Raw genomic sequence first — 21,455 nt, forward strand, 5'->3', positions numbered from 1 at the left:
GATGTCTGGAACGATTTTGTTTAGTCGTTTAGCGTTATTTACCCCGCAAATGATGTGGCTATATTAAGTCATTTCCTGAAAGGCGCATACGATCTCGCCATAGTGGTTAACGGTAAAATCGGCAAAAAGGGCGGGCTGGAATGGATGACACGGAAAATAAAAACGCTGGTGAATTTATCACCGCTTGAATATCTTGACGATCCTGTATTAATACTGCGTTTACGCCAGTACTTAATAGAGTTGCTCTGTTAACATTCCCATCGTCTGCTTTTTTGATACGTTTTCCGTAGCATTTTCTCTTCCCTTATTTAACGTGTTCCCTGCACGAAAAATGCAATGATATTTTTCGCATTTGCATAGGTTATGGCCAACGCCAGAACCGATTTGATACTTACTGTATTTTGTTTGTGGTTTTACTGATAATAAAAATTATCGATTTTGTAGCAACAGGATGCGAACTGACGTTATGCGACAGATTTTTCATGGCAACATATTTCTGCCGGTTTTTTTGATTTTACTCGTCTCTTTTTTCTCATTTGACGCTGCTGCGGTTATTGATATTAACCATTATGACACGCTCGAAACGGTCGAAAATATCACCGTGGATAAGCAGGTGCAGGCGTCGTTAAAAAATGTCTTGGGGGCAGATTACGCTGCGTTTGCAGGCAATTTCGATGTCTATGGCGAACCGCGACACACTGCGGATGGCGGGTTATTCGTTGAAGGCTGGCTGAAAGATCTCTATCTGGAAAATGCCTCCGCATTTGTTATTTATCCGGATGGTCGACTTTCTGCCGCATGGGTAGTGCCAGCGGCTTCGGTTGCACACTATAAAAGCAATACGGGAGAAAAAAGCATTCCTGATGCGCTGCAACAATGGGGTAGCCGATTTCAGGATGTGTCGTTTAACACGCCCGCGATTACTCAAACGGCTGAGACCTTCGTCGATTTTTTTGAAACCCCTAAATTTAAGATAAAAGTGGTCACGGTGTGTGGTAACGGCGCGAATTGTGACGAAGCAACGTACTACGGTGTGCGTAAAAATGATCGGGCCGAAGTCAATTTGCATGGCTTTGCGGTGCGGAAATCTTGTGAACAGTCAATCTGCCCTGTTATTACTTACACCTTTAAAAACGGCACCACCACTTATCTACTGAGTAAAATTGATAACAGCTTAACCGTGATACAAAACAATAAAATCCTTCTCGATGAAAAAGGTATCTGGAAAGCGCATGAGTAGATTCGCATGCCTGTCACCGTGCGTTTCAAAGGCACAGGTAATAGTGCTGCAAAACAGAGAAGCATTGAGGGCGTTATCGAGGGTAATTATTTCAGCCACCAGTTTTTCGCTGCTGAATTAACCGTATGAGAAAATGCGCATGGATCTGTTAACCCGTGAAGAGGGCGAAGCGTTACTGCTCAAATTCCTCAGCCGAGCGCTCAAAAATCCGTCGGATATTGAAACATTAATGACCATGGCCAGAGAGCATCCATCGACCATTCCCATGAAAGGGATTATCTACCAGTACGATCGCATGGAAAAAAATACGTTATCGAAAGCAGAGCTTAACGACCTGTCGACCTTGATGTTTTTTTACGGACCTTAAGAATTAACTCATTTTTTGTGATGCTGAAAAGGAACAGACGCACGTTATGCACGCTATTCATTCAACTCAGCAGCGGCTTTATTTTGTCGTTGCGAGCTTCTTGCTCTCCTGCTGCGCCAGCGCCGCGTCGGCAACTGATTTTTCCGGTCAGTGGCACGGCAGTGAAAGTAACGAATCCACATTAACGCTGAAATTATCCCAGCAGAATAACAAGCTTACTGGATCGTATTGCTTTATCACTCAGCGCGGCAACCGCATTGATTGCCCGGATAAACAGCAGGATAACCTGCGCGGCGAGGTGAAAAATGACACCGCCATCGTTACGTTTGATTCGAGCTTTGGCGGTAAAAATGGCAAAGCCACGCTGGTTATTAATGGTGACAAGCTGGCGTGGCATCTGACGCAACCGCCTGAACACGGAGATTATTACGCCCCGGAAAATTACGCGCTGGTTAAAGAGACCGTTCACGCTGGCGCGACGACGAAAATTATCCGCACTGATAACTTTATGCTGGCGATCCGCAATAATTGCGGCGCGTTCACTACGCCTTGCGATGATCTGCTTTATACCGGCGCGCGAAACCGCGACAGCCAGCAGATTAGCCTGCACGGTAAAACGCGGCTGGATAATGAAAACCGCGTGATTGGCGCAGAATTCCGTAATGGCGATGTGCTTTATCTTGTCGATTACAACCCGCCGAAACTGGTGGTGACGCAGGCGGGTAAAACGCTTGTCAACCAGGCGGGCAGTTGGCTTAAATAGCGCTTCTTTTGACTGACTATGGAAAGGTTAATGCGTCGAATATTCCCTGTTTTTTGCGCTGCTGTTTGCTTTTTCTGCTCAGGCGGCGCAAACGCCGCTGACGGAAAACGACTTCACCGTGGAAATCAATAAACAGGCTATCACCCTGGGGCAGGACTGGGATCGCAATCTGCTGACGGCGCTCGGGAAACAAACCCGCGAGGATTTTGTCGGCGAAGTGCCATTTGGCGAGGAAAACTATAAGTATTACCGCCACATTTTTCCGGGGTTTGATATCTACAGCGCCAATATCGACTGGCAGCAACGCGGCAAAAGCGTCGACAGTTACGTCATCGGGCAGATAACGCTGCATGCCCCCACATTGCATACCGCGCGTGGTGTGGTGCCTGGCGATGCGAAACAGCGTGTGATTGAGCATTATGGTGCGGGTGAAACCGATAACAGCGATGGCGAAGAGTGGATTATGTATTCACTGGCGCACAGAAATATCGCTTTCGATGTCACCGGCGGCAAAGTGCGGGCCATTAATATCAGCACTGGAAATGACTGAAGGGCGACCTGAATTTTCAATTTTTCGCGCAGGGTGACGACGATGAAAATCGACAAACTTATTAAGAAACGCGTGATGCTGCACGATGGCGAGGAAACGCGCTTTTTTAATCAACCTGTCGAATTGATTTGTCCGCGTTGCCAGAAGCCAATTGAGCCGGATCTCTACCAGAGCGGGGATTTTGCCCGGCTACCCGAGGATATTCAGGCCGCGGTGGCGGCAAGAATCAAAGTCATTACCTTCAATCCTGAGGCTTATACGCGTTACTCCGCGCCAGAAGGCTCGCTTCTTTGTTCTGCGCATAGCTGCGAAGGCGGGCAGGGGAAAACGCTGGTTATCTTCAGTTATAAAGAGCAGCAGCCTGCCCGTTACATCGCCACACTTTATGCGCTGCTGGTGGTTAGCGATGATCAATAAAGCGTGGCGCGAAGAGTTGCAGGAACTGAAGCGCGATGGTTCTGCCTGTCAGTTTCATGACGCCGAATGGGGCGTTATTCGCCTTAAATTGCTTTACCGGGGCGAGTTTCTTTTCTTTCAGCTTAATGAACGGGCACTGATTTGTGAGGTTTCTGCGCGCTACAGCACGCTGGATAAAACGAGCCTTAAACGATGGGATGACGGCAGTGTCATTGGGGCTGGCGAACGTGAAGCGCTGGCGAAGATTATTGCGCGCTATTATCGACTCTGCTGGAAAGATGATCTTCGCATCAACTAAACATGCGCTGATTTATGAACAATAAAAACCCCCGGTCGGACACTCCGCCGGGGGTTTTTCACATCTTACTTAACGCTGGTTACAGCCGGCACACTGTTTGTTCTGGATCTGCTGGAAGAAGTCGTTACCTTTGTCATCCACCAGAATGAACGCCGGGAAGTTCTCCACTTCAATTTTCCAGATTGCTTCCATACCCAGTTCCGGGTAAGCCACGCATTCGAGGCTCTTAATGCTCTGCTGCGCCAGGACGGCAGCCGGACCGCCAATACTCCCCAGATAGAAACCGCCGTGTTTGGCACAGGCATCGGTCACTTGCTGGCTACGGTTGCCTTTTGCCAGCATGATCATACTCGCGCCGTGCGATTGCAGCAGATCCACGTAGGAGTCCATACGCCCTGCGGTGGTTGGGCCAAGCGAACCGGACGCATACCCTTCTGGCGTTTTCGCCGGGCCGGCGTAGTAGATCGGGTGATCTTTCACGTACTGCGGCAGCTCTTCGCCATTATCAATCAGCTCTTTCAGCTTCGCGTGAGCAATATCACGCGCCACGATAATTGTACCGTTCAGCGAAACGCGGGTTGATACCGGGAACGCGGAAAGCTGTGCGAGGATCGCTTTCATCGGCTGGTTGAGATCGATTTTCGCCACATCGCCTTCGCCCTGCTGGCGCAGCTCTTCCGGAATATATTGCCCCGGATTGTGCTCCATCTTCTCGATCCAGATACCTTCGCGGTTGATTTTCGCTTTGATGTTACGGTCGGCGGAGCAGGAGACGCCCATGCCGATAGGGCAGGAGGCACCGTGGCGCGGCAGACGGATGACACGGATATCGTGAGCGAAATATTTACCGCCGAACTGCGCGCCAAGGCCAAGGTTCTGCGCTTCCTGCATCAGCTCTTGTTCAAGCTGGACATCGCGGAATGCCTGGCCATGTTCGTTACCTTCGGTCGGCAAGCCGTCATAGTAGCGGGTTGAGGCCAGTTTCACCGTTTTCAGCGTGGACTCCGCAGACGTACCACCAATCACAAAGGCGATATGGTATGGCGGGCAGGCTGCCGTGCCGAGGGTACGCATCTTCTCAACCAGATAGTTTTTCAGCTTCGCCGGTGTAATCAGCGCTTTAGTTTCCTGATAGAGATAGGTTTTGTTAGCTGAACCGCCGCCTTTGGCGATGCAGAGGAATTTATACTCGTCGCCGTCGACGCTATAGAGATCGATCTGCGCAGGCAGGTTAGTGCCGGTGTTGACCTCTTTATACATATCCAGCGGCGCATTCTGCGAATAACGCAGGTTGTCTTCGGTGTAGGTGTTGTAAACGCCACGCGCCAGCGCGGCTTCATCGCCGCCGCCGGTCCACACGCGCTGACCTTTTTTACCCATAATGATTGCCGTGCCGGTGTCCTGGCAGGTCGGCAGCACGCCTTTAGCGGCGATTTCAGAGTTACGCAGGAATTGCAGAGCAACGTATTTGTCGTTTTCGCTCGCTTGCGGGTCATGCAGAATGGCCGCCACCTGTTTCTGGTGGGAAGGGCGCAGCATAAAAGAGGCGTCATGGAATGCGCGTTGTGCCAGCAGCGTCAGCGCTTCCGGCTCGACTTTCAGTACTTGCTGGCCGTCAAAGTCGGCGACGGAGACATATTCACGGCTCAGCAGATAATATTCCGTATCGTCTTTCGCCAGCGGGAACGGGTCCTGATAAACAAAGGGTTTGTTCGACATAGCTCTTTACTCCATAAAATAAAACCGCCGGGAATGCCCGGCGGTTACGAATCAGAACATCATGGTGATCCACGGATAACCAATCAACAGCAGGGCGGCCAGGAAGATAGCACCGAAGATGGTGCCCAGACGCCAGTAATCTTTGGTCGGCAGGTAGCCGCTACCGTAGTAAATCGGGCTTGGGCCAGTACCGTACGGGGTGATGATGCCCATCACGCCGAGTGAGGTACACAGAACCAGAACCACGACTTCCATATTGATGCCAGGAATTGTCGCTGCGATGGTCAGCATTGCAGGCAGCAGCGCCGTGGTGTGCGCGGTGGTGCTGGCGAACAGATAGTGCAGCAGGTAGAACGCCAGCAGCAGGGCGATGGTCGCCATCCCCGGAGAGATACCGCTCATCAGCAGGCCGCCTTCTTTACCCAACCAGGCGATAAAGCCGGTGGTGGAGAGGCCATCGGCCAGCGCAACCAGAGTGGCGAACCAGACAAAGGTGTTCCATGCCGGTTTGTTGCTGGTGATGTCGTTCCAGGTTAATACGCCGGTCCACAGCATCAGCACGACCACCAGCAGCGCGGCAAGCGCAGGCTCGATAAAGTCAGCGGCAAAGATCCACATCAGCAGCGCACAGCAGACAAACACCAGCAGCAGGATTTCATTGCGTGACATTCTGCCCAGTTTTTCCAGCTCGCGGCTGGCCCACAGCGGCACTTCGTCATTGACTTTCACTTCTGGCGGGTAGAACCAGTAAGCCAGCAGCGGCATGGTCAGAATCAACAGCACGCCCAGCGGCAGGAAGGCGATAAACCAGCTACCCCAGGAGATGTTAATGCCAACGGTGCTTTTCACCAGCGCCAGCGCCAGCAGGTTCGGTGCCAGTGCGGAAAGGAACATAGAACTGGTGATACAGGCTGCGGTAATCGCCACCCACATCAGGTAAGAACCGATGCGGCGCGCGCTTGGATCGTTCGGTTTGGAACCGTACAGCGGCGGCAGGTTGGCGATAATCGGGTAGATTGTCCCGCCGCTGCGCGCGGTGTTTGACGGGGTGAACGGTGCCAGCAGCAGGTCGGCGAAAGTAATGGCGTAACCGAGCGTCAGACTGCGGCGGCCAAGATATTTCACCAGAATCAGCGCCAGGCGGCGACCAAACTGGGTTTTATCGTAACCGGCGGCAAACATAAACGCGCCGAAGATAAGCCACACGGTGGAGTTACCGAAACCGCTTACCGCCCATTTAAAGGACTGGCCAGCCAGCTTGAATTTCGGGTCGGCCAGTTGTTCCGGACTGAACAGTAGCCACTGGCTACACAGCGCGATAACCACCACGCCGGTCATGCCGATAACCGCACCCGGCAGGGGTTCGAAAATCAGGCCGACAATAACGCCAACGAAGATAGCAAAGTAGTGCCAGGCAAATGGCGGTAAACCTTCCGGCACCGGGACAAACAGCAGAAGCACTGCCACGATAATCGGCAACGCCATCATTATCAGGCGGTTTTTATTTCCGGCTTTTGCACTGGCTGCGGGAGCAGACGGTGGGGTTGTTGTTTTCTCTGTCATAGTGAGCATCTACAAGTAGTTAAAAATTCGGTCATGCGCGGAAAGTGAATCTCTGATTATTTTAGTTTCAAAAGTTACTTTAATTTTTTATTGAGACTTTTCACATTCTGGCATGTGTTGTTTAACGCAAATTCAATCGCATTAAATAAAAATCTGAGCGTATTTATATATTGCTCTTCCATTGGCGAATACTATTGATTGAGATCAAGAAAACGAAACGAACGACACTTTTTTTAATAAAATGAATACCCACAGAGTATTATGTGGTTAATTTCACAAAATTACCGTAAATGTTAAAAAATGGTGCTGATAATAACTCTCATTAACGAGGTGTTTTCTTTTAACTATATGATATTTCACTATTTTATTATTTGAATAAAGCTGGAAAGGAAAAGTGTGAAGTAATCGCAATGTTACCGGTAATTAAAGTCATGTGAATACGATATTTAAAAATGATAATACGCTGGAGGTAGCTCTGTTATTAAGGTGGTTAAATAGTTTTATAACTAACGTAATTAATTTGGTAATTAAAATTCACGGTATATTAAATACACGACATCAGGATTAAAAAACAGAACGAAAAATAAATCCGTCACCGAATTCAAAGTTTTTAATTTTTAGATTTGGAGTTTAATTATGACCAGCAACGAACGCATCCTCAGCCCGTTTACCTTGCCGAATGGCGCAGAACTGAAAAACCGTTTGTTAATGGCGCCAATGACCACCTGCACAGGTTATTTTGACGGGACAGTCAGCAGTGAACTGGTGGAATATTATCGCGCCCGCGCCGGAAGTATCGGCACCATTATTGTTGAATGCTGTTTTGTCGATGATCTCGGCCTGGCATTTCCAGGCGCTATCGGTATTGATAACGACGAGAAAATTGCCGGTCTGGCAAAAATTGCCTCGGCGATTAAAGCCGAAGGTTCAAAAGCAATTTTGCAGATTTACCACGGCGGCCGCATGGTCGAACCGAAGCTGATTGGCGGTCGTGCTCCGGTTGGTCCGAGCGCTATTGCCGCTCCGCGTGATGGCGCGGCAACCCCGGTTGCGCTGACCACCGCTGAAGTGGAAGGGATGATTGGCAAATTTGGTGACGCCGTACGCCGCGCCATTCAGGCCGGGTTCGATGGTGTCGAAATTCACGGTGCCAATACCTACCTTATCCAGCAATTCTTCTCGCCAAACTCCAACCAGCGCGATGATGAGTGGGGCGGCAGCCGCGACAACCGCGCGAAGTTCCCGCTGGCCGTACTGGACATCACCCATAAAATGGCGCGTCAGTACGCCGACGACGCCTTTATTATCGGTTACCGTTTCTCGCCGGAAGAGCTGGAAGTGCCCGGCATCCGTTTTGATGACACCATGTTCCTGCTGGAAAAGCTGGCGGCGCGCGGTGTTGATTATTTGCACTTTTCGCTGGGTGCGGCGCTGCGTCCTTCCATTAACGACACCAGCGATCCGACGCCACTGATTAAAAAATATTGTGCCATGCGTTCTGCAACGCTGGCGCAGGTGCCGGTGATGGGTGTTGGCGGTATCGTTAATGCCGCCGACGCTGAGCAGGGGCTGGATCACGGCTATGACCTGATTGCGGTAGGCCGTGCGTGCATCGCGTATCCGGACTGGACGGCGCGTATCGCCAACGGTGAAACCCTGGAGCTGTTCATTGATAGTACTCAGCGTGAAGCGCTGAATATCCCGGAACCGCTGTGGCGTTTCTCGCTGGTTGAAGCGATGATCCGCGACATGAGCATGGGCGCTTCGAAATTTAAGCCAGGTCTTTTTGCTGAAACGGTTCAGGACGACGCTAACGAGCTGGTTATCAATGTCAGCCTCGACACAGACCGCATCGTCGATATCGAACTCGCCTCAAGTACCGTTGATAGCGTTGAATTCACCAGCAGCTTTGAAGAGATCCGCGGCCGCATCCTGACGGCCAACAGCCCGCACGTTGACGCGATTTCAGGCGCAACCAGCCAGAGCGAAGCGGTGAAAAAAGCGGTATCAAAAGCGATGGTGAAATCCAGCAAAGCGCTGGCGGCGGAAGAGGGCAGTGACTCTCAGGAACCCAAACGCTATGACGTTGTGGTTGTCGGTAGCGGCGGCGCGGGTCTGGCGGCGGCGATTCAGGCGCACGACGAAGGTGCGAGCGTACTGATTGTCGAAAAAATGCCAACCATCGGCGGTAACACTATTAAAGCCTCTGCGGGCATGAACGCCGCGGAAACCCGCTTCCAGCGCGTAAAAGGCATTCAGGACAGCAAAGAGCTGTTCTACGCGGAAACCCTGAAAGGCGGGGGTAACAAAAACAATCCGGCGCTGCTGCGTCGCTTTGTGGAAAATGCGCCAGAAGCCATCGAATGGCTGGCTCGTCGCGGCATTATGCTTAACGACATCACCACCACTGGCGGGATGAGCATTGACCGTACGCACCGCCCGCGCGACGGATCGGCAGTCGGTGGCTACCTGATTAGCGGTCTGGTGCGTAATGTCACCAAACGCGGCATCGATGTAATGCTGGATACCTCAGTGGACGACATTCTGTTTGAGCAAGGTGAAGTGCGCGGCGTACGCCTGCTGACTGAAGAGCAGGAGAGTGTGGTGATCGAGGCGAAAAGTGTGATTGTGGCGACCGGTGGTTTCAGCGCCAACAGCGCAATGGTGGTGAAATACCGTCCGGATCTGGAAGGTTTTGTCACCACCAACCATAAAGGCGCGACCGGCGGCGGTATCGCACTGCTGGAACGTATTGGCGCGGGCACTGTGGATATGGGCGAAATTCAGATCCACCCGACCGTTGAACAGAATACCTCGTACCTGATTTCCGAATCGATTCGCGGCGGCGGTGCGATTCTCGTCAGCCAGCAGGGCAAACGCTTCTTTAACGAAATGTCGACCCGCGATAAAGTCTCGGCGGCAATCATCGCCCTGCCGGAACATTACGCTTACATCGTGTTTGATGAGCATGTCAGAGCGAAAAACAAAGCGGCAGACGAGTATATCGCGCGTGGCCTGGTTACCAGCGCCAGCTCGCCGCGTGAACTGGCGGATAAACTGGGTATCGATTACCACGCTTTCCTGGCCACGCTCGAACGCTACAACGGCTTTGTGGAAAAACAGCACGATGAGGACTTTGGTCGCACTACCGCACTGCGTGCACCGATCAATGAAGGCCCGTTCCACGCGATCCAGATTGCACCGGGTGTGCACCACACCATGGGCGGAGTGACCATCAACACTGATACCGAAGTGTTGAACACAGAAAACCAGGTGATCGCGGGCGCTTATGCCGCCGGGGAAGTGGTTGGCGGCCTGCATGGCGGCAACCGTATCGGTGGGAACGCCGTGGCCGATATTATTATCTTCGGCTCACTGGCGGGACACCAGGCTGCAATGCGCGCCAAACGCGGCTAACCGCGTGCTACACTTCAGGCCTGCCAGTGCGCAGGCCTGCTCAATTTAGCCCATCAGGAGAGTGCGATGTCCGATAACCGTGTCTGGAGCTACTCTGCAACCCTTATGGGTTCTCCCATTCTGCTGAAACTCTTTGCCGATAACGAAGCGCTCGCCTCCCGCGTTTTTGGCCTTATCAAACGTTACGAAGATCTGCTGACGGTCAACCGCGCCCGTTCACAGGTGATGGATATTAATCACGCCGCGGGACAACATCCGGTGGCGGTCAGCCGTCCGGTGTATGAACTGATTAAATGCGCCAAAGCCGCCAGCATGGTGCAGGACAGCGCTTTTAACCTGGCGATTGGCCCGCTGGTGAAACTGTGGCGTATCGGTTTTAAAGGCGACCGCGTACCGCCAGACGACGAGATAACCGCGCGGCTGCGCATTACCCGTCCGCAGGATGTGGTGCTGAATGATGCCGACAGCAGCGTGTTTCTCACCCAGCCGGGGATGGAGATCGATCTTGGCGCAATCGCCAAAGGCTTTATCGCCGATCGGGTGCGCGATTACCTGCATCAGCAGGATGTGCGCGACGGATTGATTAACCTGGGGGGCAATGTGCAAACCCTGGGCACGCCGCAAGGTAGCTGGTCTATCGGGCTGAAAAAACCTTTCTCATCCGGCGATGCGCTGGTGGGGTCGATAGACGTGGTGAACCAATCGGTGGTGACATCCGGCACCTACGAGCGCTATTTCGAACAGGATGGTAAACGCTGGCACCATATTCTTGACCCGCGCAGTGGTTACCCGCTGGATAACGAACTCGACAGCGTGACGATCATTTCCCGCGATTCGCTCGACGGTGATATCTGGACCACGCTTATCTTCGGTCTCGGTGTGGAAAAAGGCTGCGCATTACTGAAACAGCGCGAGGATATTGAAGCGATTTTCGTCACCAAAAACCGCGACATTATCCTCTCTTCACAGCGCCAGTTCCGCTTTACGCCGTGCGACGACAGTTACCGGATCACTGACTGTACTGCTTAAGTAAGCTGTATTGGTCGGCGATCAACTGGTAGCGATACACCGGGCGACCGGTTGCACCGTAGTGAATGGTGGTGTAGAGAATATTGATTTGGGCAAGCCAAATCAGGTATTTACGGCACGACACGCGCGAAATATTCACGGCATTCGCCAGTTCATCGGTAGAAAACTCAATGCCCGGATGGGCGTCAATCCACTGGCAAATAGTGCGCAATGTCTGCGCGGTTAACCCTTTTGGCAGGCGGCGCGTATCGGCGGCTTCCGGCGCGCCACCGTGTAACAGGCGGTCGACATCAGACTGCTCATAATAGGGGTGCGCACTCATCAGCTTGCGCTTTTCGCGCCATGAGGTCAGCGCTTCTTCGAAGCGCGGGAACTGGAAGGGTTTGATCAGATAATCCACCACCCCATAGTGCAGTGACGTCTGAATGGTTGCCGCATCGGCGGAGGAGGTGATCATAATGACATCAATCGCCCGGCCACTGGCGCGAATGATGGGGAGCAGATCCAGCCCGCTGTCCTGCTGCATATAGACATCCAGCAGCACCAGATCAATATCCCGCTGCGGATCGTTAATCATCTCCTCGGCCTGGCGCAGCGTCGATGCCGTGCCGCAGCACTGAAAGCCGGCGATCTGCGCCACATACATGCGGTTCAGCTCGGCGACCATGGCATCATCGTCAACAATTAATACATTTATCACGCGTTCTTCCTTTCACTATCCCAGGGGAGATGGACAAAAAATTGGGTAAAGACACCGGGTTCAGACTCGACGGTGATCGTGCCGCCAAGTTCGGTGAGCTGCTGGCTGGCAAGAAACAGCCCAACGCCCCGGTTATCACCTTTCGTCGAGAATCCTTTGCGGAAAATGGCGTTGATATTACCCGGCGCAATGCCCGGACCATCGTCGCTCACTTCGCCGGTCAGCCAGCCATCCTGATAATGCAGCAGGATACCCACTTCGCCTTCCGGCTGACTACTCATGGCATCGAGCGCATTTTCGATGAGATTCCCCAGCACCGTCACCAGCACGGTAACTTGCTTCTCATTGGGGTTATCCGGCACCAGGCTCTCATCCGCCAGCGTCAGCGTAAAACCGCGCTCTTTCGCCCGGTTGATTTTGCCTAACAGGAAACCCGCCACCACCGGCGATTTAACCCGGTGCTGAATAGCGCCAATATCGGTTTGATAATTCTGCGCGGTTTGCAGCACGTACTCTTCAAGCTTGTCATAACTTTTCATGTTTAGCAGGCCGAGAATAACATGCAGCTTGTTCATAAATTCGTGGGACGTGGTGCGCAACGCATCAACATAATTCACCATCCCGTCCAGCCGCTGGAGTAGCTGGCTGACTTCGGTTTTATCGCGGAAAGTGCTGATCGCGCCAATCACCACGCCCTGGCTGCGCACCGGCACGGTATTGCTGAGCAGCAGCAGACCGTTGCAACCGAGCTCGCGATCGTGGGTTGGCTCGCCGGTTTCCAGCACTTCGAGCAGGTCGGCGAGCAGAGGCCCGTGTCCGGCGGCACCGTCTGGTGCATTGGTCAGCAGCATCTGCCGTGCGGCATGGTTAAGCAGCGTTACGCGCCCGTCAGCATCGACGGCAATCACCCCTTCTTTCAGTGACTGTAACATCGCCTGGCGCTGCTTGAATTGCGCCGAGATCTCGTGCGGCTCAAGGCCAAGCAGAATGCGTTTCAGCACCCGCACCAGTTGCCAGGTACCGAGCGAGCCCACCAGCGCGCTAAACAGCAGCGTCCACATCACCGCCCAGCGGCTGCGGCTGACTTGCTGATCGACCTTGCTCAGCGAGATCCCGACCACCACCACGCCAATTTGCTGGTTGGCGTCGTCATATACCGGTGTAAAAACGCGTAATGCCGGTGCCAGCACGCCGCGGTTCACGGCGACATTTTCTTTGCCTTTCAGCGCCGGGTTTAGATCCTCGCCAATAAAGTGTTGCCCGATGATCCCGGCGTTCGGGTGCGAATAACGGATGCCGTGCATATTGGTGACGATGGCATACAGCAGATCGTTGCGGGCAGCGACCGCTTCCGTCAGCGGCTGGATCACGTTGCTGTCAGGCGGCAACAATAATCCACGCTTGATTTCAGGCGAATCAGCCAGCGTGCGCGCAACGGCCAGCGCCGTCTCTTTTACACCATCGCGCGTGGCATTACTGATTTGCCAGAACCACAGGGCAAAGGCCAGCAGCAACACCGAACCGATAACGCTGCATACCATTAGCGTCACGGTGGTACTGAGCTTCATAGGGCGTTTGCGTGGTTTTATCCGCTGCGCTAACTCTTTCATGCCAAACCCAATTATTCACATCAAGATAGTTATTATCACCGAAGGCGTAAAAATCTTAAAGCGGCGCGAGAAGTACAAAATGCGCGGCGTAGCCGTGAAGCGTGACCCCATTCGCAGGTAAGGCAGATAAATAACCTTATAGTGAGTGTGGAACCATTCAGAAGGAGCAGGGTATGAGCAGTAAGCCAAACGGTTCACTAGTGGAACGTCGCAACCGCCGCACGACCGACATCGACCGGCTCGCCACGCTGGATATGCTGACGCTCATCAATGAGGAAGATAAACAGGTTACCGACGCGGTAAGCGCCTGTTTGCCGGAGATCGCCCGGCTGGTGGATAACGCCAGCGCGACGCTGAATCGCGCCGGCAGGGTGGTGATTATCGGCGCCGGTGCGTCCGGGCAGGCGGCGATACAAACCGCACAAGGTTTTGCTCCCGATACACGTCATGGCGTTATTGGCTTGTTGGCCGGTGGCATCAATGCTAACGCGCAAGAGCGTGACGCGGCGGCGGCAAATTATGAACGCGGGGTTGCCGATTTACAGGCCATCAACTTTAGCCATGACGATATGCTGGTGGCGCTGTCGGTCAGTGGTAAAACGCCGTGGACATGGGGCGCGCTGCGCCACGCCTGGGTGCTCGGCGCACGCATCGCGCTGGTTTGCCGGGGTCACGATAGCGAAGCCGCCCGGTTGGCGGATATCGTGCTGGCACCGGACAGCGGCGCGGAGGTGGTGAGTGGTTTTAGCGAACCGAAAGCGCGGCTTGCCCAGCAGCAAATCCTCAATATGCTGGCAACCGGTCTTGCTATCCGTACCGGGCGTGTTTACAGCAACCTGCGGGTGGATGTGCAGGCGACCAGTGTGCACTGGGCAGAGCGGCAAATCACGCTGGTGATGGCGGCGACGCAGTGCTCTCGCGAGCAAGCGAAAAGCGCGCTGGAGAGCTGCGACCATAACTGCCGTACGGCGATATTAATGGTGCTGACCGGTCTGGATGCCTGGCGCGCGCGCGATCTGCTAACCGAGAATAACGATCATTTGCGAATTGCCTTACAGGAGGCGAAAACGCATTTTGCTGATGTCTGAATAATGAAAAAAGCCCGCCAATAATTACGGCGGGCTTTTTTATTATGTATTGTGCGAACGTTTGATATTTCGAGTTTTTAAGATAAATCCCGCCACTATTAATTCCACATTATTTATGTCACTGCTTTTTTTAATTTAAAAAATCGGCGAAATACTATTTATCGATATGAGCTGAATTGTGAATGATATTTTAAATTAACGTAAAAGTGCGTTAATATCTGTTTTCACGAATCACACCTGCTATGTAACCTTATAATTATGCCTGCAATGAAAAAGACAATTATCTCGCTCAGCGCCGTCGCGTTACTCGTCAGTTCAGTGACCAGCGCGTATGCGGAAGAGACACAAAAAACGGACTTCCTGCTGATTGGCGGCGGCATCATGAGCGCCTCTCTGGGCACCTGGCTGCAGGAGCTGCAGCCGGAGTGGAAACAAGTGATGGTGGAAAAACTCGATGGCGTGGCGCTCGAGTCTTCTAACGGCTGGAATAATGCCGGCACCGGTCACTCGGCAAATATGGAACTTAATTACACGCCGCAGCGTCCGGATGGCTCTATTGATGTCAGCAAAGCGCTGGAAATTAATGAGCAGTTTATGATTTCCCGCCAGTTCTGGTCGGCACAGGTGAAGCGCGGTATTTTGAATAACCCGCACGCTTTTATTAATTCCACGCCGCACATGAGTTTCGTCTGGGGCGATAATGTGGATTATCTGGCAAAACGTTATGCCGCTTTGCAGCAAACGACCTTATTCCAGGGCATGAAATTCTCCACCGACCATCAGCAAATTAAACAGTGGGCACCGCTGGTGATGGAAGGGCGCGACCCGAACCAGAAAGTCGCCGCCACCTGGACGCCGGTCGGCACCGACGTTAACTACGGTGAAATTACCCGTCAGCTGGTTGGCAGCCTGAAAAAAAGCAGCAACTTCTCCCTGCAAACCTCTTCCGAAGTGACCGATTTCAAACGCAATGCCGATAACTCCTGGCATGTCACCATCAAAGACGTGAACAGCGGTAACGAGCACGCCATCGATGCGAAATATGTCTTTATCGGTGCCGGTGGCGGGGCGCTGAAGCTGCTGCAAAAAACCGGCATCCCGGAAGCGGATAACTACGCGGGCTTCCCGGTCGGCGGTTCCTTCCTGATGACGGAAAACCCGGCGATCACCAGCCAGCACCTGCAAAAAGTCTACGGTCAGGCGTCCGTGGGCGCGCCACCGATGTCGGTACCGCATATCGATGCCCGCTTTATTGATGGCAAACGCGTGGTGCTGTTTGGGCCGTTCGCGACCTTCTCCACCAAATTCCTGAAAAACGGCTCCTTCTTAGACCTGCTGAGCACTACCACCACCAGCAACTTTATGCCGATGACCCACGTAGGGCTCGACAACTTCGACCTAGTGAAATACCTGATTGGTCAGGTCATGCTGAGCGATGAAGACCGCTTTGAAGCGCTGAAAGAGTACTATCCGCAGGCGCGTAAAGAGGACTGGAAACTGATCCAGGCCGGCCAGCGTGTGCAGATCATCAAGAAAGATGAAGACAAAGGTGGCGTGCTGAAGCTTGGCACCGAAGTGGTGGTCGATCAGCAGAAAACCATCTCTGCGCTGCTTGGCGCATCGCCGGGCGCGTCGACGGCAGCACCAATCACTCTGAATGTGCTGAAGAAGATGTTCCCGGAGCAGTTCAACTCGCCGCAGTGGCAGAGCAAAATCCGCGACATCGTGCCGAGCTACGGTCAGGAGATGAACGGTAACGTGGCGTTGACTCAGAAAGTATGGGATGACACCGCTGCCACGCTGCAACTGGCGAAACCGCCGGTGATTGAGATGAACGATCAGAAAAACGCCCCGGCTGACAAACCGGCAGAGGCGAAAAACGATGCTCCGGCTGACAAACCGGCTGAAGCGAAAAGCGACGCCTCCCCACAGCACGATATGGCGCTGTAAATAAAACAGGGCGCACTCCGGTGCGCCCTTTCTCTTTTAGTCGGTCTGCGACCGTTCCCGCCTGAATTAAACTTTGTTGTTATTCCCGTCGCGCATTTAACCGTTCGCTTGCCGTTTTTCGAGGCGGCGGTAGAGCGTGCTGCGCGATATCCCCAGTTTTTTGGCCGCCAGGCTCATGTTGCCCCGCGCTTCTGCAATCGCGCTCTGCTCATCTTGCGGGGCTGCCACCGCCAGCGTTGGCGGGGGCGAAGAGGCAATGTCAGGGGGAAGATCCGCAAGCGTAATGCAATCACCGTCTTCCGCCAGCGCCATCAATACCCGCAACTGGCTGAGTAACTGGCGCACATTTCCCGGCCACGGGCGACCCGCCAGCGTGGCAACCACCTCGGCGCTAAGAGTAAGGCCACGGCTGGCTGCGCCCAGCTCCTGCCACAGTTTTTGGATAAACCCATCAACATTCTGCCACTCGCGCAACGGAGGAATGCGCAGATGAAACTCCTGAATGCGGTACAGCAGATCTTCGCGGAATGTCCCGGCTTGCACCCGAGCGGCGAGATCCTGATGGGTGGCACAAATTAGCGTGAAGTTGACGTCATACACACTGTTGGCACCCAGCGGCGTCACTTTCTTCTCCTGCAACAGGCGCAGCAGGCGGGTTTGCAGCGCCAGCGGCATATCGCCAATCTCGTCAAGAAACAGAACGCCACCATCGGCTTCCCGGCACTTACCGATATAGCCTTTCGGGCTTGCGCCGGTAAACGCGCCGGGAACATAGCCAAACAGTTCGGACTCAATCAAATGCTCCGGGAGCGCCGCACAGTTAATGGCGACAAAGTTTCCTGTGCGCCACTGGCTGCGGGCATATAGCTCGCGGGCCAGATACTCTTTCCCGCTGCCGGTTTCACCGGTCACGCATAAGGCAATCCCGGCATTAACAATGCGCAGTGCTTTCTCTTTTTCCCGCGCCAGTTGATCCTGCGCGAGGGCTGCGCCGCGCCCGATATAGCGCCGTGCAGGCAGCGTCTGACGCGCGTAGTAGCGCCGTGTATTACTGGCATCAAGGGTGGTTTCGCCGACATGTAAACCGGCCTCCGGGAAAAGCGTTTGCAAAGAGAGTTCGCCAAAATGCTGCGGCGTCAGCGAAAACTCATCCATCGCCAGCTTGTTCGCACCGAGCAATGTCTGATCGGCGAAAATCAGCAACAGCTCCTGCGCACTGCCGAGCACCGACGGGTCGTGATGCAGACTCAGCAGCCAGCGGTCGGCACCAAGCGCGCTGGTGGCCCACTCATGTTCTATTTGGCATACCGCGCGACGGATCAGCGCGGCGGCATCGCGGCGCGGTGCCTGGGCGGGTGTTGAGAGATCTAATACCCCGGCAATTTGTCCGTCCGGTCGGAAGACGGGGGACGCCGAGCAAAACAAGCCTGCGTTGCGGCTGAGGTAATGTTCGCCGCCGGAGACTTCACAATGGCGCTGCAATGCCAGCGCAGTCCCTATCGCGTTAGTGCCGCGCGCGTGTTCGCCCCACAGGTTGCCAGGTGCCAGCGCATAACGCTGCGCTTTTTGCAGAAAGTCGCGGTTGCCGTGGGTCTCCAGCACCAGACCGGTAGCGTCGGACAGCACCATTATCGACGGATGACTGGTAAGCTCCGGGCGCAGTCGCGCCAGCAGCGGGGCGGCCAGATGGTTGACCCAACCGTTTTCCGCGCGGGCATCTTTCAGCATGGATGTCGCTACCCAGGGCTGGGCGTCATCATCGCGGGTCAACCCGTAGCTGCGACTACGCTGCCAGGAGTTTTCAAGCAGGCAGGGTAACCCGGCAGGAGCGAGGGACAAGGCGCGTGGCGGCATGTGACTCTCCATTAAATGAGATGTTACATTTGTGTAGCATAACAGTGTCCCGTATGTAGCGACGTGCGACACACTTCCCGCACCCTGTACCAGCCTTTTTTGTGTCATTTCATTCCGGCAAAAGTCTGACTTTCAGTTATTTCCTTGTTTTATCAGCATAAACGCACCTGCGACGGATCGTTTGCTACGACCTGGCATAAGAACTGCTTATGTCACTGTGTCCGCCACGATGCGCGACGCCTCACCTGTACCGATAATAAAAGAGGAACATCTTATGAAATATGTCCACCCTGGCCTTGATGGCGCGAAAGTCTCTTTTAAACAGCGTTATGGCAACTATATTGGCGGTGAATTTGTTGACCCGGTGGAAGGGCGTTGGTTTACCAACACCTCGCCGGTCACCGGACAGGTGATTGCCGAATTCCCGCGCTCAGACGCGGCGGATATTGAGAAGGCTCTGGACGCAGCGCATGCTGCCGCCGACGCCTGGGGAAAAACCAGCGTGCAGGATCGCGCCAATGTGCTGCTGGCCATTGCCGATCGCATCGAAGCCAACCTGGAAATGCTGGCATTAACAGAAACCTGGGATAACGGAAAACCGATCCGCGAAACCATGGGCGCGGATTTGCCGCTGGCTGTTGATCACTTCCGTTATTTCGCCGGTTGTATCCGCGCGCAGGAAGGGACAGCGGCAGAGATCGACAGCAATACGGTTGCTTACCACATCTATGAACCGCTGGGCGTGGTCGGGCAGATCATTCCGTGGAACTTCCCGCTGCTGATGGCGGCGTGGAAACTGGCGCCGGCGCTGGCGGCGGGCAACTGCGTGGTACTGAAACCGGCTGAACAGACGCCGCTTGGCATCTGCGTGTTGATGGAACTGATTGGCGATCTGCTACCCAAAGGCGTGCTGAATGTGGTGCACGGCTTCGGCACTGAAGCCGGTGAACCGCTGGCGCGCAGCAAACGCATCGAAAAAATCGCCTTTACCGGCTCCACGCCGATTGGCCGCCACATCCTTTCGTGCGCGGCGGAAAACATCATCCCCAGCACCGTCGAACTCGGCGGCAAATCACCCAATATCTACTTTGAAGATGTGATGAATGGTGATGAAGGCTTTATTGATAAAGCGGTGGAAGGCGTGGTGCTCGGCTTCTTCAACCAGGGCGAAGTCTGCACCTGCCCGTCGCGCGTGCTGGTGCAGGAATCGATCTACCCGCAGTTTGTCGAAAAAGTCATCGCCCGCATGGAGAACATCCGCAAAGGCGACCCGTTTGACACCGACACCATGATTGGTGCGCAGGCGTCACAAGAGCAGTACGACAAGATCCTCTCTTACATCTCGATTGCCCGCGACGAAGGCGGCGAAATCATTACCGGCGGCGCTCACGTGGAACACGGCGACGGGCTGCAAAACGGTTTCTATATCCAGCCGACATTGATTAAAGGCCATAACGGGATGCGCTGCTTCCAGGAAGAGATTTTTGGGCCGGTGCTGGGCATTACCACCTTTAAAGATGAAGCCGAAGCGCTGCGTATCGCCAACGACACCGAGTTTGGCCTCGGCGCAGGGGTGTGGACGCTGGATATCAATCGCGCATGGCGCATGGGGCGCGGCATTAAAGCGGGTCGCGTATGGACAAACTGTTACCACCTCTACCCGGCACATGCGGCGTTTGGCGGTTACAAAAACTCGGGCGTCGGGCGTGAAACCCACAAACTGGCGCTGAGCCACTATCAGCAGATCAAAAACCTGCTGGTGAGTTACAGCGGTTCGCCGCTGGGGCTGTATTAATTATCTACATCAGGATGAGGCGATAATATGCAACTGAAAACCATGAAAGCCGCAGTGGTGAAAGCCTTTGGTCAGCCGCTGGTGATTGAAGAGGTGATGGTGCCGGCTGTTGAACCGGGCAAGATCCTCGTCAAAATTGAAGCGACCGGCGTGTGTCACACGGATTTACACGCCGCCGATGGCGACTGGCCGATTAAACCGAACCCGCCGTTTATCCCCGGCCACGAAGGTGTCGGCCATGTGGTGGCTGTCGGGCCGGGCGTGAAGCATGTGAAAGAGGGCGATCGTGTCGGTGTGCCGTGGCTCTACTCAACATGTGGTCACTGTGAACACTGCCTTGGCGGCTGGGAAACCCTGTGCCATTCGCAGCAAAACTCCGGCTATTCGGTAAACGGTACGTTTGCCGAATATTGCCTGGCCGATGCCAGCTATGTCGGGATTTTGCCGGATAATGTCGATTTTCAGAGTATCGCGCCGATCCTCTGCGCCGGGGTGACAGTCTATAAAGGGCTGAAAATGACCGAAGCGCGCGCCGGAGAGTGGGTGGTGGTGTCGGGTATCGGCGGTCTGGGACACCTGGCGATCCAGTACGCGGTGGCGATGGGCATGAACGTGGCGGCGGTCGATATTGATGATGACAAGCTGGCGTTTGCCCGCCGTCTCGGTGCCTCGGTGGTGGTCAATGCGCGCCAGGAAGATCCGGGAACGCGTTTCCATAGCGAGTTTGGCGGTGCGCACGGCGTGCTGGTGACCGCGGTATCGCCAAAAGCGTTTGAGCAGGCAACAACCATGATGCGCCGTGGCGGCACCATGGTGCTCAACGGCTTACCTCCGGGGAAATTCGACCTGTCGATTTTTGACATGGTGCTCGATGGCACCACGGTGCGCGGTTCGATTGTCGGTACGCGTAAAGATCTGCAGGAAGCGCTGGATTTCGCCGGGCGCAACAAAGTCCATGCGGAAATCGCCGTGGAGCCGCTGGAGAATATCAACAGCATTTTTGAGCGGATGCGCGCCGGGAAAATCACCGGCAGGATCGTCGTTGATATGTCGAAGTAACAGAGTAAAACGGGGCAGCGATGCCCCGTTTGGCGT

General features: G+C 54.1%; 17 protein-coding genes. 12 read left to right on the plus strand and 5 right to left on the minus strand.

Going from position 1 to position 21,455, the window contains the following annotated elements; genetic code table 11:
* The first annotated feature begins 466 nt into the window (after nt 1-466).
* The 6 genes from RT644_RS15460 (at nt 467) to RT644_RS15485 (ending at nt 3,635) form a co-directional block, all read left to right on the plus strand.
* Entirely contained in the window at nt 467-1,240 is a 774-nt protein-coding gene (locus RT644_RS15460; RefSeq protein WP_313627220.1) for a hypothetical protein, read from the plus strand.
* 139 nt (nt 1,241-1,379) lie between these two features.
* Entirely contained in the window at nt 1,380-1,607 is a 228-nt protein-coding gene (locus RT644_RS15465; RefSeq protein ID WP_313627221.1) for a hypothetical protein, read from the plus strand.
* 46 nt (nt 1,608-1,653) lie between these two features.
* Nucleotides 1,654-2,370 carry a hypothetical protein gene (locus tag RT644_RS15470; protein WP_313627222.1) on the plus strand — a complete coding sequence of 239 codons (717 nt, stop codon included), beginning with the start codon at nt 1,654-1,656 and terminating at the stop codon, nt 2,368-2,370.
* A 118-nt stretch (nt 2,371-2,488) separates the two neighbouring features.
* Nucleotides 2,489-2,920: a hypothetical protein gene (locus RT644_RS15475; RefSeq protein ID WP_313627223.1), complete on the plus strand. Its 432-nt coding sequence runs from the start codon at nt 2,489-2,491 to the stop codon at nt 2,918-2,920.
* A 42-nt stretch (nt 2,921-2,962) separates the two neighbouring features.
* The gene (locus tag RT644_RS15480; RefSeq protein WP_269231164.1) at nt 2,963-3,337 is read left to right on the plus strand and encodes a hypothetical protein; all 375 of its coding nucleotides are present in this window, start codon (nt 2,963-2,965) and stop codon (nt 3,335-3,337) included.
* Nucleotides 3,327-3,635 (plus strand): hypothetical protein, encoded by a 309-nt coding sequence (locus RT644_RS15485; RefSeq protein WP_016495693.1) that lies wholly within the window; start codon nt 3,327-3,329, stop codon nt 3,633-3,635. Before RT644_RS15480 ends, RT644_RS15485 begins: the two co-directional genes overlap by 11 nt.
* 69 nt (nt 3,636-3,704) lie before the next feature.
* On the opposite strand, the gene fumA is transcribed toward RT644_RS15485, so the two are convergent.
* Together fumA and RT644_RS15495 are read right to left on the minus strand one after the other, a co-directional pair.
* A complete protein-coding gene (gene fumA, locus RT644_RS15490; RefSeq protein ID WP_045509718.1) occupies nt 3,705-5,354 on the minus strand; it encodes a class I fumarate hydratase FumA in 1,650 nt (549 codons plus the stop codon).
* A gap of 51 nt (nt 5,355-5,405) precedes the next feature.
* Nucleotides 5,406-6,917 (minus strand): anion permease, encoded by a 1,512-nt coding sequence (locus RT644_RS15495; RefSeq protein WP_071925190.1) that lies wholly within the window; start codon nt 6,915-6,917, stop codon nt 5,406-5,408.
* Nucleotides 6,918-7,553: 636 nt separating this feature from the next.
* Between RT644_RS15495 and RT644_RS15500 the strand changes: the two genes are divergently transcribed.
* Together RT644_RS15500 and RT644_RS15505 are read left to right on the plus strand one after the other, a co-directional pair.
* Nucleotides 7,554-10,334, plus strand: coding sequence for a flavocytochrome c (locus RT644_RS15500; protein ID WP_160269794.1), 2,781 nt, complete (start codon nt 7,554-7,556; stop codon nt 10,332-10,334).
* Between the two features lie 66 nt (nt 10,335-10,400).
* Complete coding sequence (locus RT644_RS15505; protein ID WP_313627224.1) at nt 10,401-11,363, plus strand: FAD:protein FMN transferase; 963 nt, start codon at nt 10,401-10,403, stop codon at nt 11,361-11,363.
* Here the strand turns inward: RT644_RS15505 and dcuR are convergent.
* Nucleotides 11,344-12,063 (minus strand): two-component system response regulator DcuR, encoded by a 720-nt coding sequence (dcuR, locus tag RT644_RS15510; protein ID WP_016495698.1) that lies wholly within the window; start codon nt 12,061-12,063, stop codon nt 11,344-11,346. The genes RT644_RS15505 and dcuR overlap by 20 nt on opposite strands.
* Nucleotides 12,060-13,673, minus strand: a complete 1,614-nt coding sequence (locus RT644_RS15515) for a sensor histidine kinase (protein WP_313627225.1) — start codon at nt 13,671-13,673, stop codon at nt 12,060-12,062. The genes dcuR and RT644_RS15515 overlap by 4 nt, the downstream gene beginning before the upstream one ends.
* 173 nt (nt 13,674-13,846) lie before the next feature.
* Between RT644_RS15515 and RT644_RS15520 the strand changes: the two genes are divergently transcribed.
* On the plus strand, nt 13,847-14,761 hold the full coding sequence (locus RT644_RS15520) for an N-acetylmuramic acid 6-phosphate etherase (protein ID WP_313627226.1): 915 nt from the start codon (nt 13,847-13,849) through the stop codon (nt 14,759-14,761).
* Between the two features lie 258 nt (nt 14,762-15,019).
* Complete coding sequence (gene mqo / locus RT644_RS15525) at nt 15,020-16,711, plus strand: malate dehydrogenase (quinone) (RefSeq protein ID WP_313627227.1); 1,692 nt, start codon at nt 15,020-15,022, stop codon at nt 16,709-16,711.
* A 96-nt stretch (nt 16,712-16,807) separates the two neighbouring features.
* Here mqo and RT644_RS15530 read toward each other — a convergent pair whose 3' ends face one another.
* Nucleotides 16,808-18,565, minus strand: a complete 1,758-nt coding sequence (locus RT644_RS15530; protein WP_313627228.1) for a sigma-54-dependent Fis family transcriptional regulator — start codon at nt 18,563-18,565, stop codon at nt 16,808-16,810.
* Between the two features lie 274 nt (nt 18,566-18,839).
* Here RT644_RS15530 and RT644_RS15535 point away from each other — a divergent pair, with 274 nt between their 5' ends.
* Both RT644_RS15535 and adhP read left to right on the plus strand, forming a co-directional pair.
* A complete protein-coding gene (locus tag RT644_RS15535; RefSeq protein WP_016495703.1) occupies nt 18,840-20,360 on the plus strand; it encodes an aldehyde dehydrogenase family protein in 1,521 nt (506 codons plus the stop codon).
* 27 nt (nt 20,361-20,387) lie between these two features.
* A complete protein-coding gene (gene adhP, locus RT644_RS15540; protein WP_017457060.1) occupies nt 20,388-21,419 on the plus strand; it encodes an alcohol dehydrogenase AdhP in 1,032 nt (343 codons plus the stop codon).
* The last annotated feature ends 36 nt before the right edge of the window (nt 21,420-21,455 follow it).

It is taken from the genome of Kosakonia sp. (genome assembly GCF_032104925.1).
In the GTDB taxonomy this organism is placed as follows: domain Bacteria; phylum Pseudomonadota; class Gammaproteobacteria; order Enterobacterales; family Enterobacteriaceae; genus Kosakonia.

Coding starts and splice junctions, on each gene's coding strand:
- RT644_RS15460 (WP_313627220.1), top strand. CDS start 467: ATGCGACAGATTTTTCATGGCAACATATTTCTGCCGGTTTTTTTGATT.
- RT644_RS15465 (WP_313627221.1), top strand. CDS start 1,380: ATGGATCTGTTAACCCGTGAAGAGGGCGAAGCGTTACTGCTCAAATTC.
- RT644_RS15470 (WP_313627222.1), top strand. CDS start 1,654: ATGCACGCTATTCATTCAACTCAGCAGCGGCTTTATTTTGTCGTTGCG.
- RT644_RS15480 (WP_269231164.1), top strand. CDS start 2,963: ATGAAAATCGACAAACTTATTAAGAAACGCGTGATGCTGCACGATGGC.
- RT644_RS15485 (WP_016495693.1), top strand. CDS start 3,327: ATGATCAATAAAGCGTGGCGCGAAGAGTTGCAGGAACTGAAGCGCGAT.
- fumA (WP_045509718.1), bottom strand. CDS start 5,354: ATGTCGAACAAACCCTTTGTTTATCAGGACCCGTTCCCGCTGGCGAAA.
- RT644_RS15495 (WP_071925190.1), bottom strand. CDS start 6,917: ATGACAGAGAAAACAACAACCCCACCGTCTGCTCCCGCAGCCAGTGCA.
- RT644_RS15500 (WP_160269794.1), top strand. CDS start 7,554: ATGACCAGCAACGAACGCATCCTCAGCCCGTTTACCTTGCCGAATGGC.
- RT644_RS15505 (WP_313627224.1), top strand. CDS start 10,401: ATGTCCGATAACCGTGTCTGGAGCTACTCTGCAACCCTTATGGGTTCT.
- RT644_RS15515 (WP_313627225.1), bottom strand. CDS start 13,673: ATGAAAGAGTTAGCGCAGCGGATAAAACCACGCAAACGCCCTATGAAG.
- RT644_RS15520 (WP_313627226.1), top strand. CDS start 13,847: ATGAGCAGTAAGCCAAACGGTTCACTAGTGGAACGTCGCAACCGCCGC.
- mqo (WP_313627227.1), top strand. CDS start 15,020: ATGCCTGCAATGAAAAAGACAATTATCTCGCTCAGCGCCGTCGCGTTA.
- RT644_RS15530 (WP_313627228.1), bottom strand. CDS start 18,565: ATGCCGCCACGCGCCTTGTCCCTCGCTCCTGCCGGGTTACCCTGCCTG.
- RT644_RS15535 (WP_016495703.1), top strand. CDS start 18,840: ATGAAATATGTCCACCCTGGCCTTGATGGCGCGAAAGTCTCTTTTAAA.
- adhP (WP_017457060.1), top strand. CDS start 20,388: ATGCAACTGAAAACCATGAAAGCCGCAGTGGTGAAAGCCTTTGGTCAG.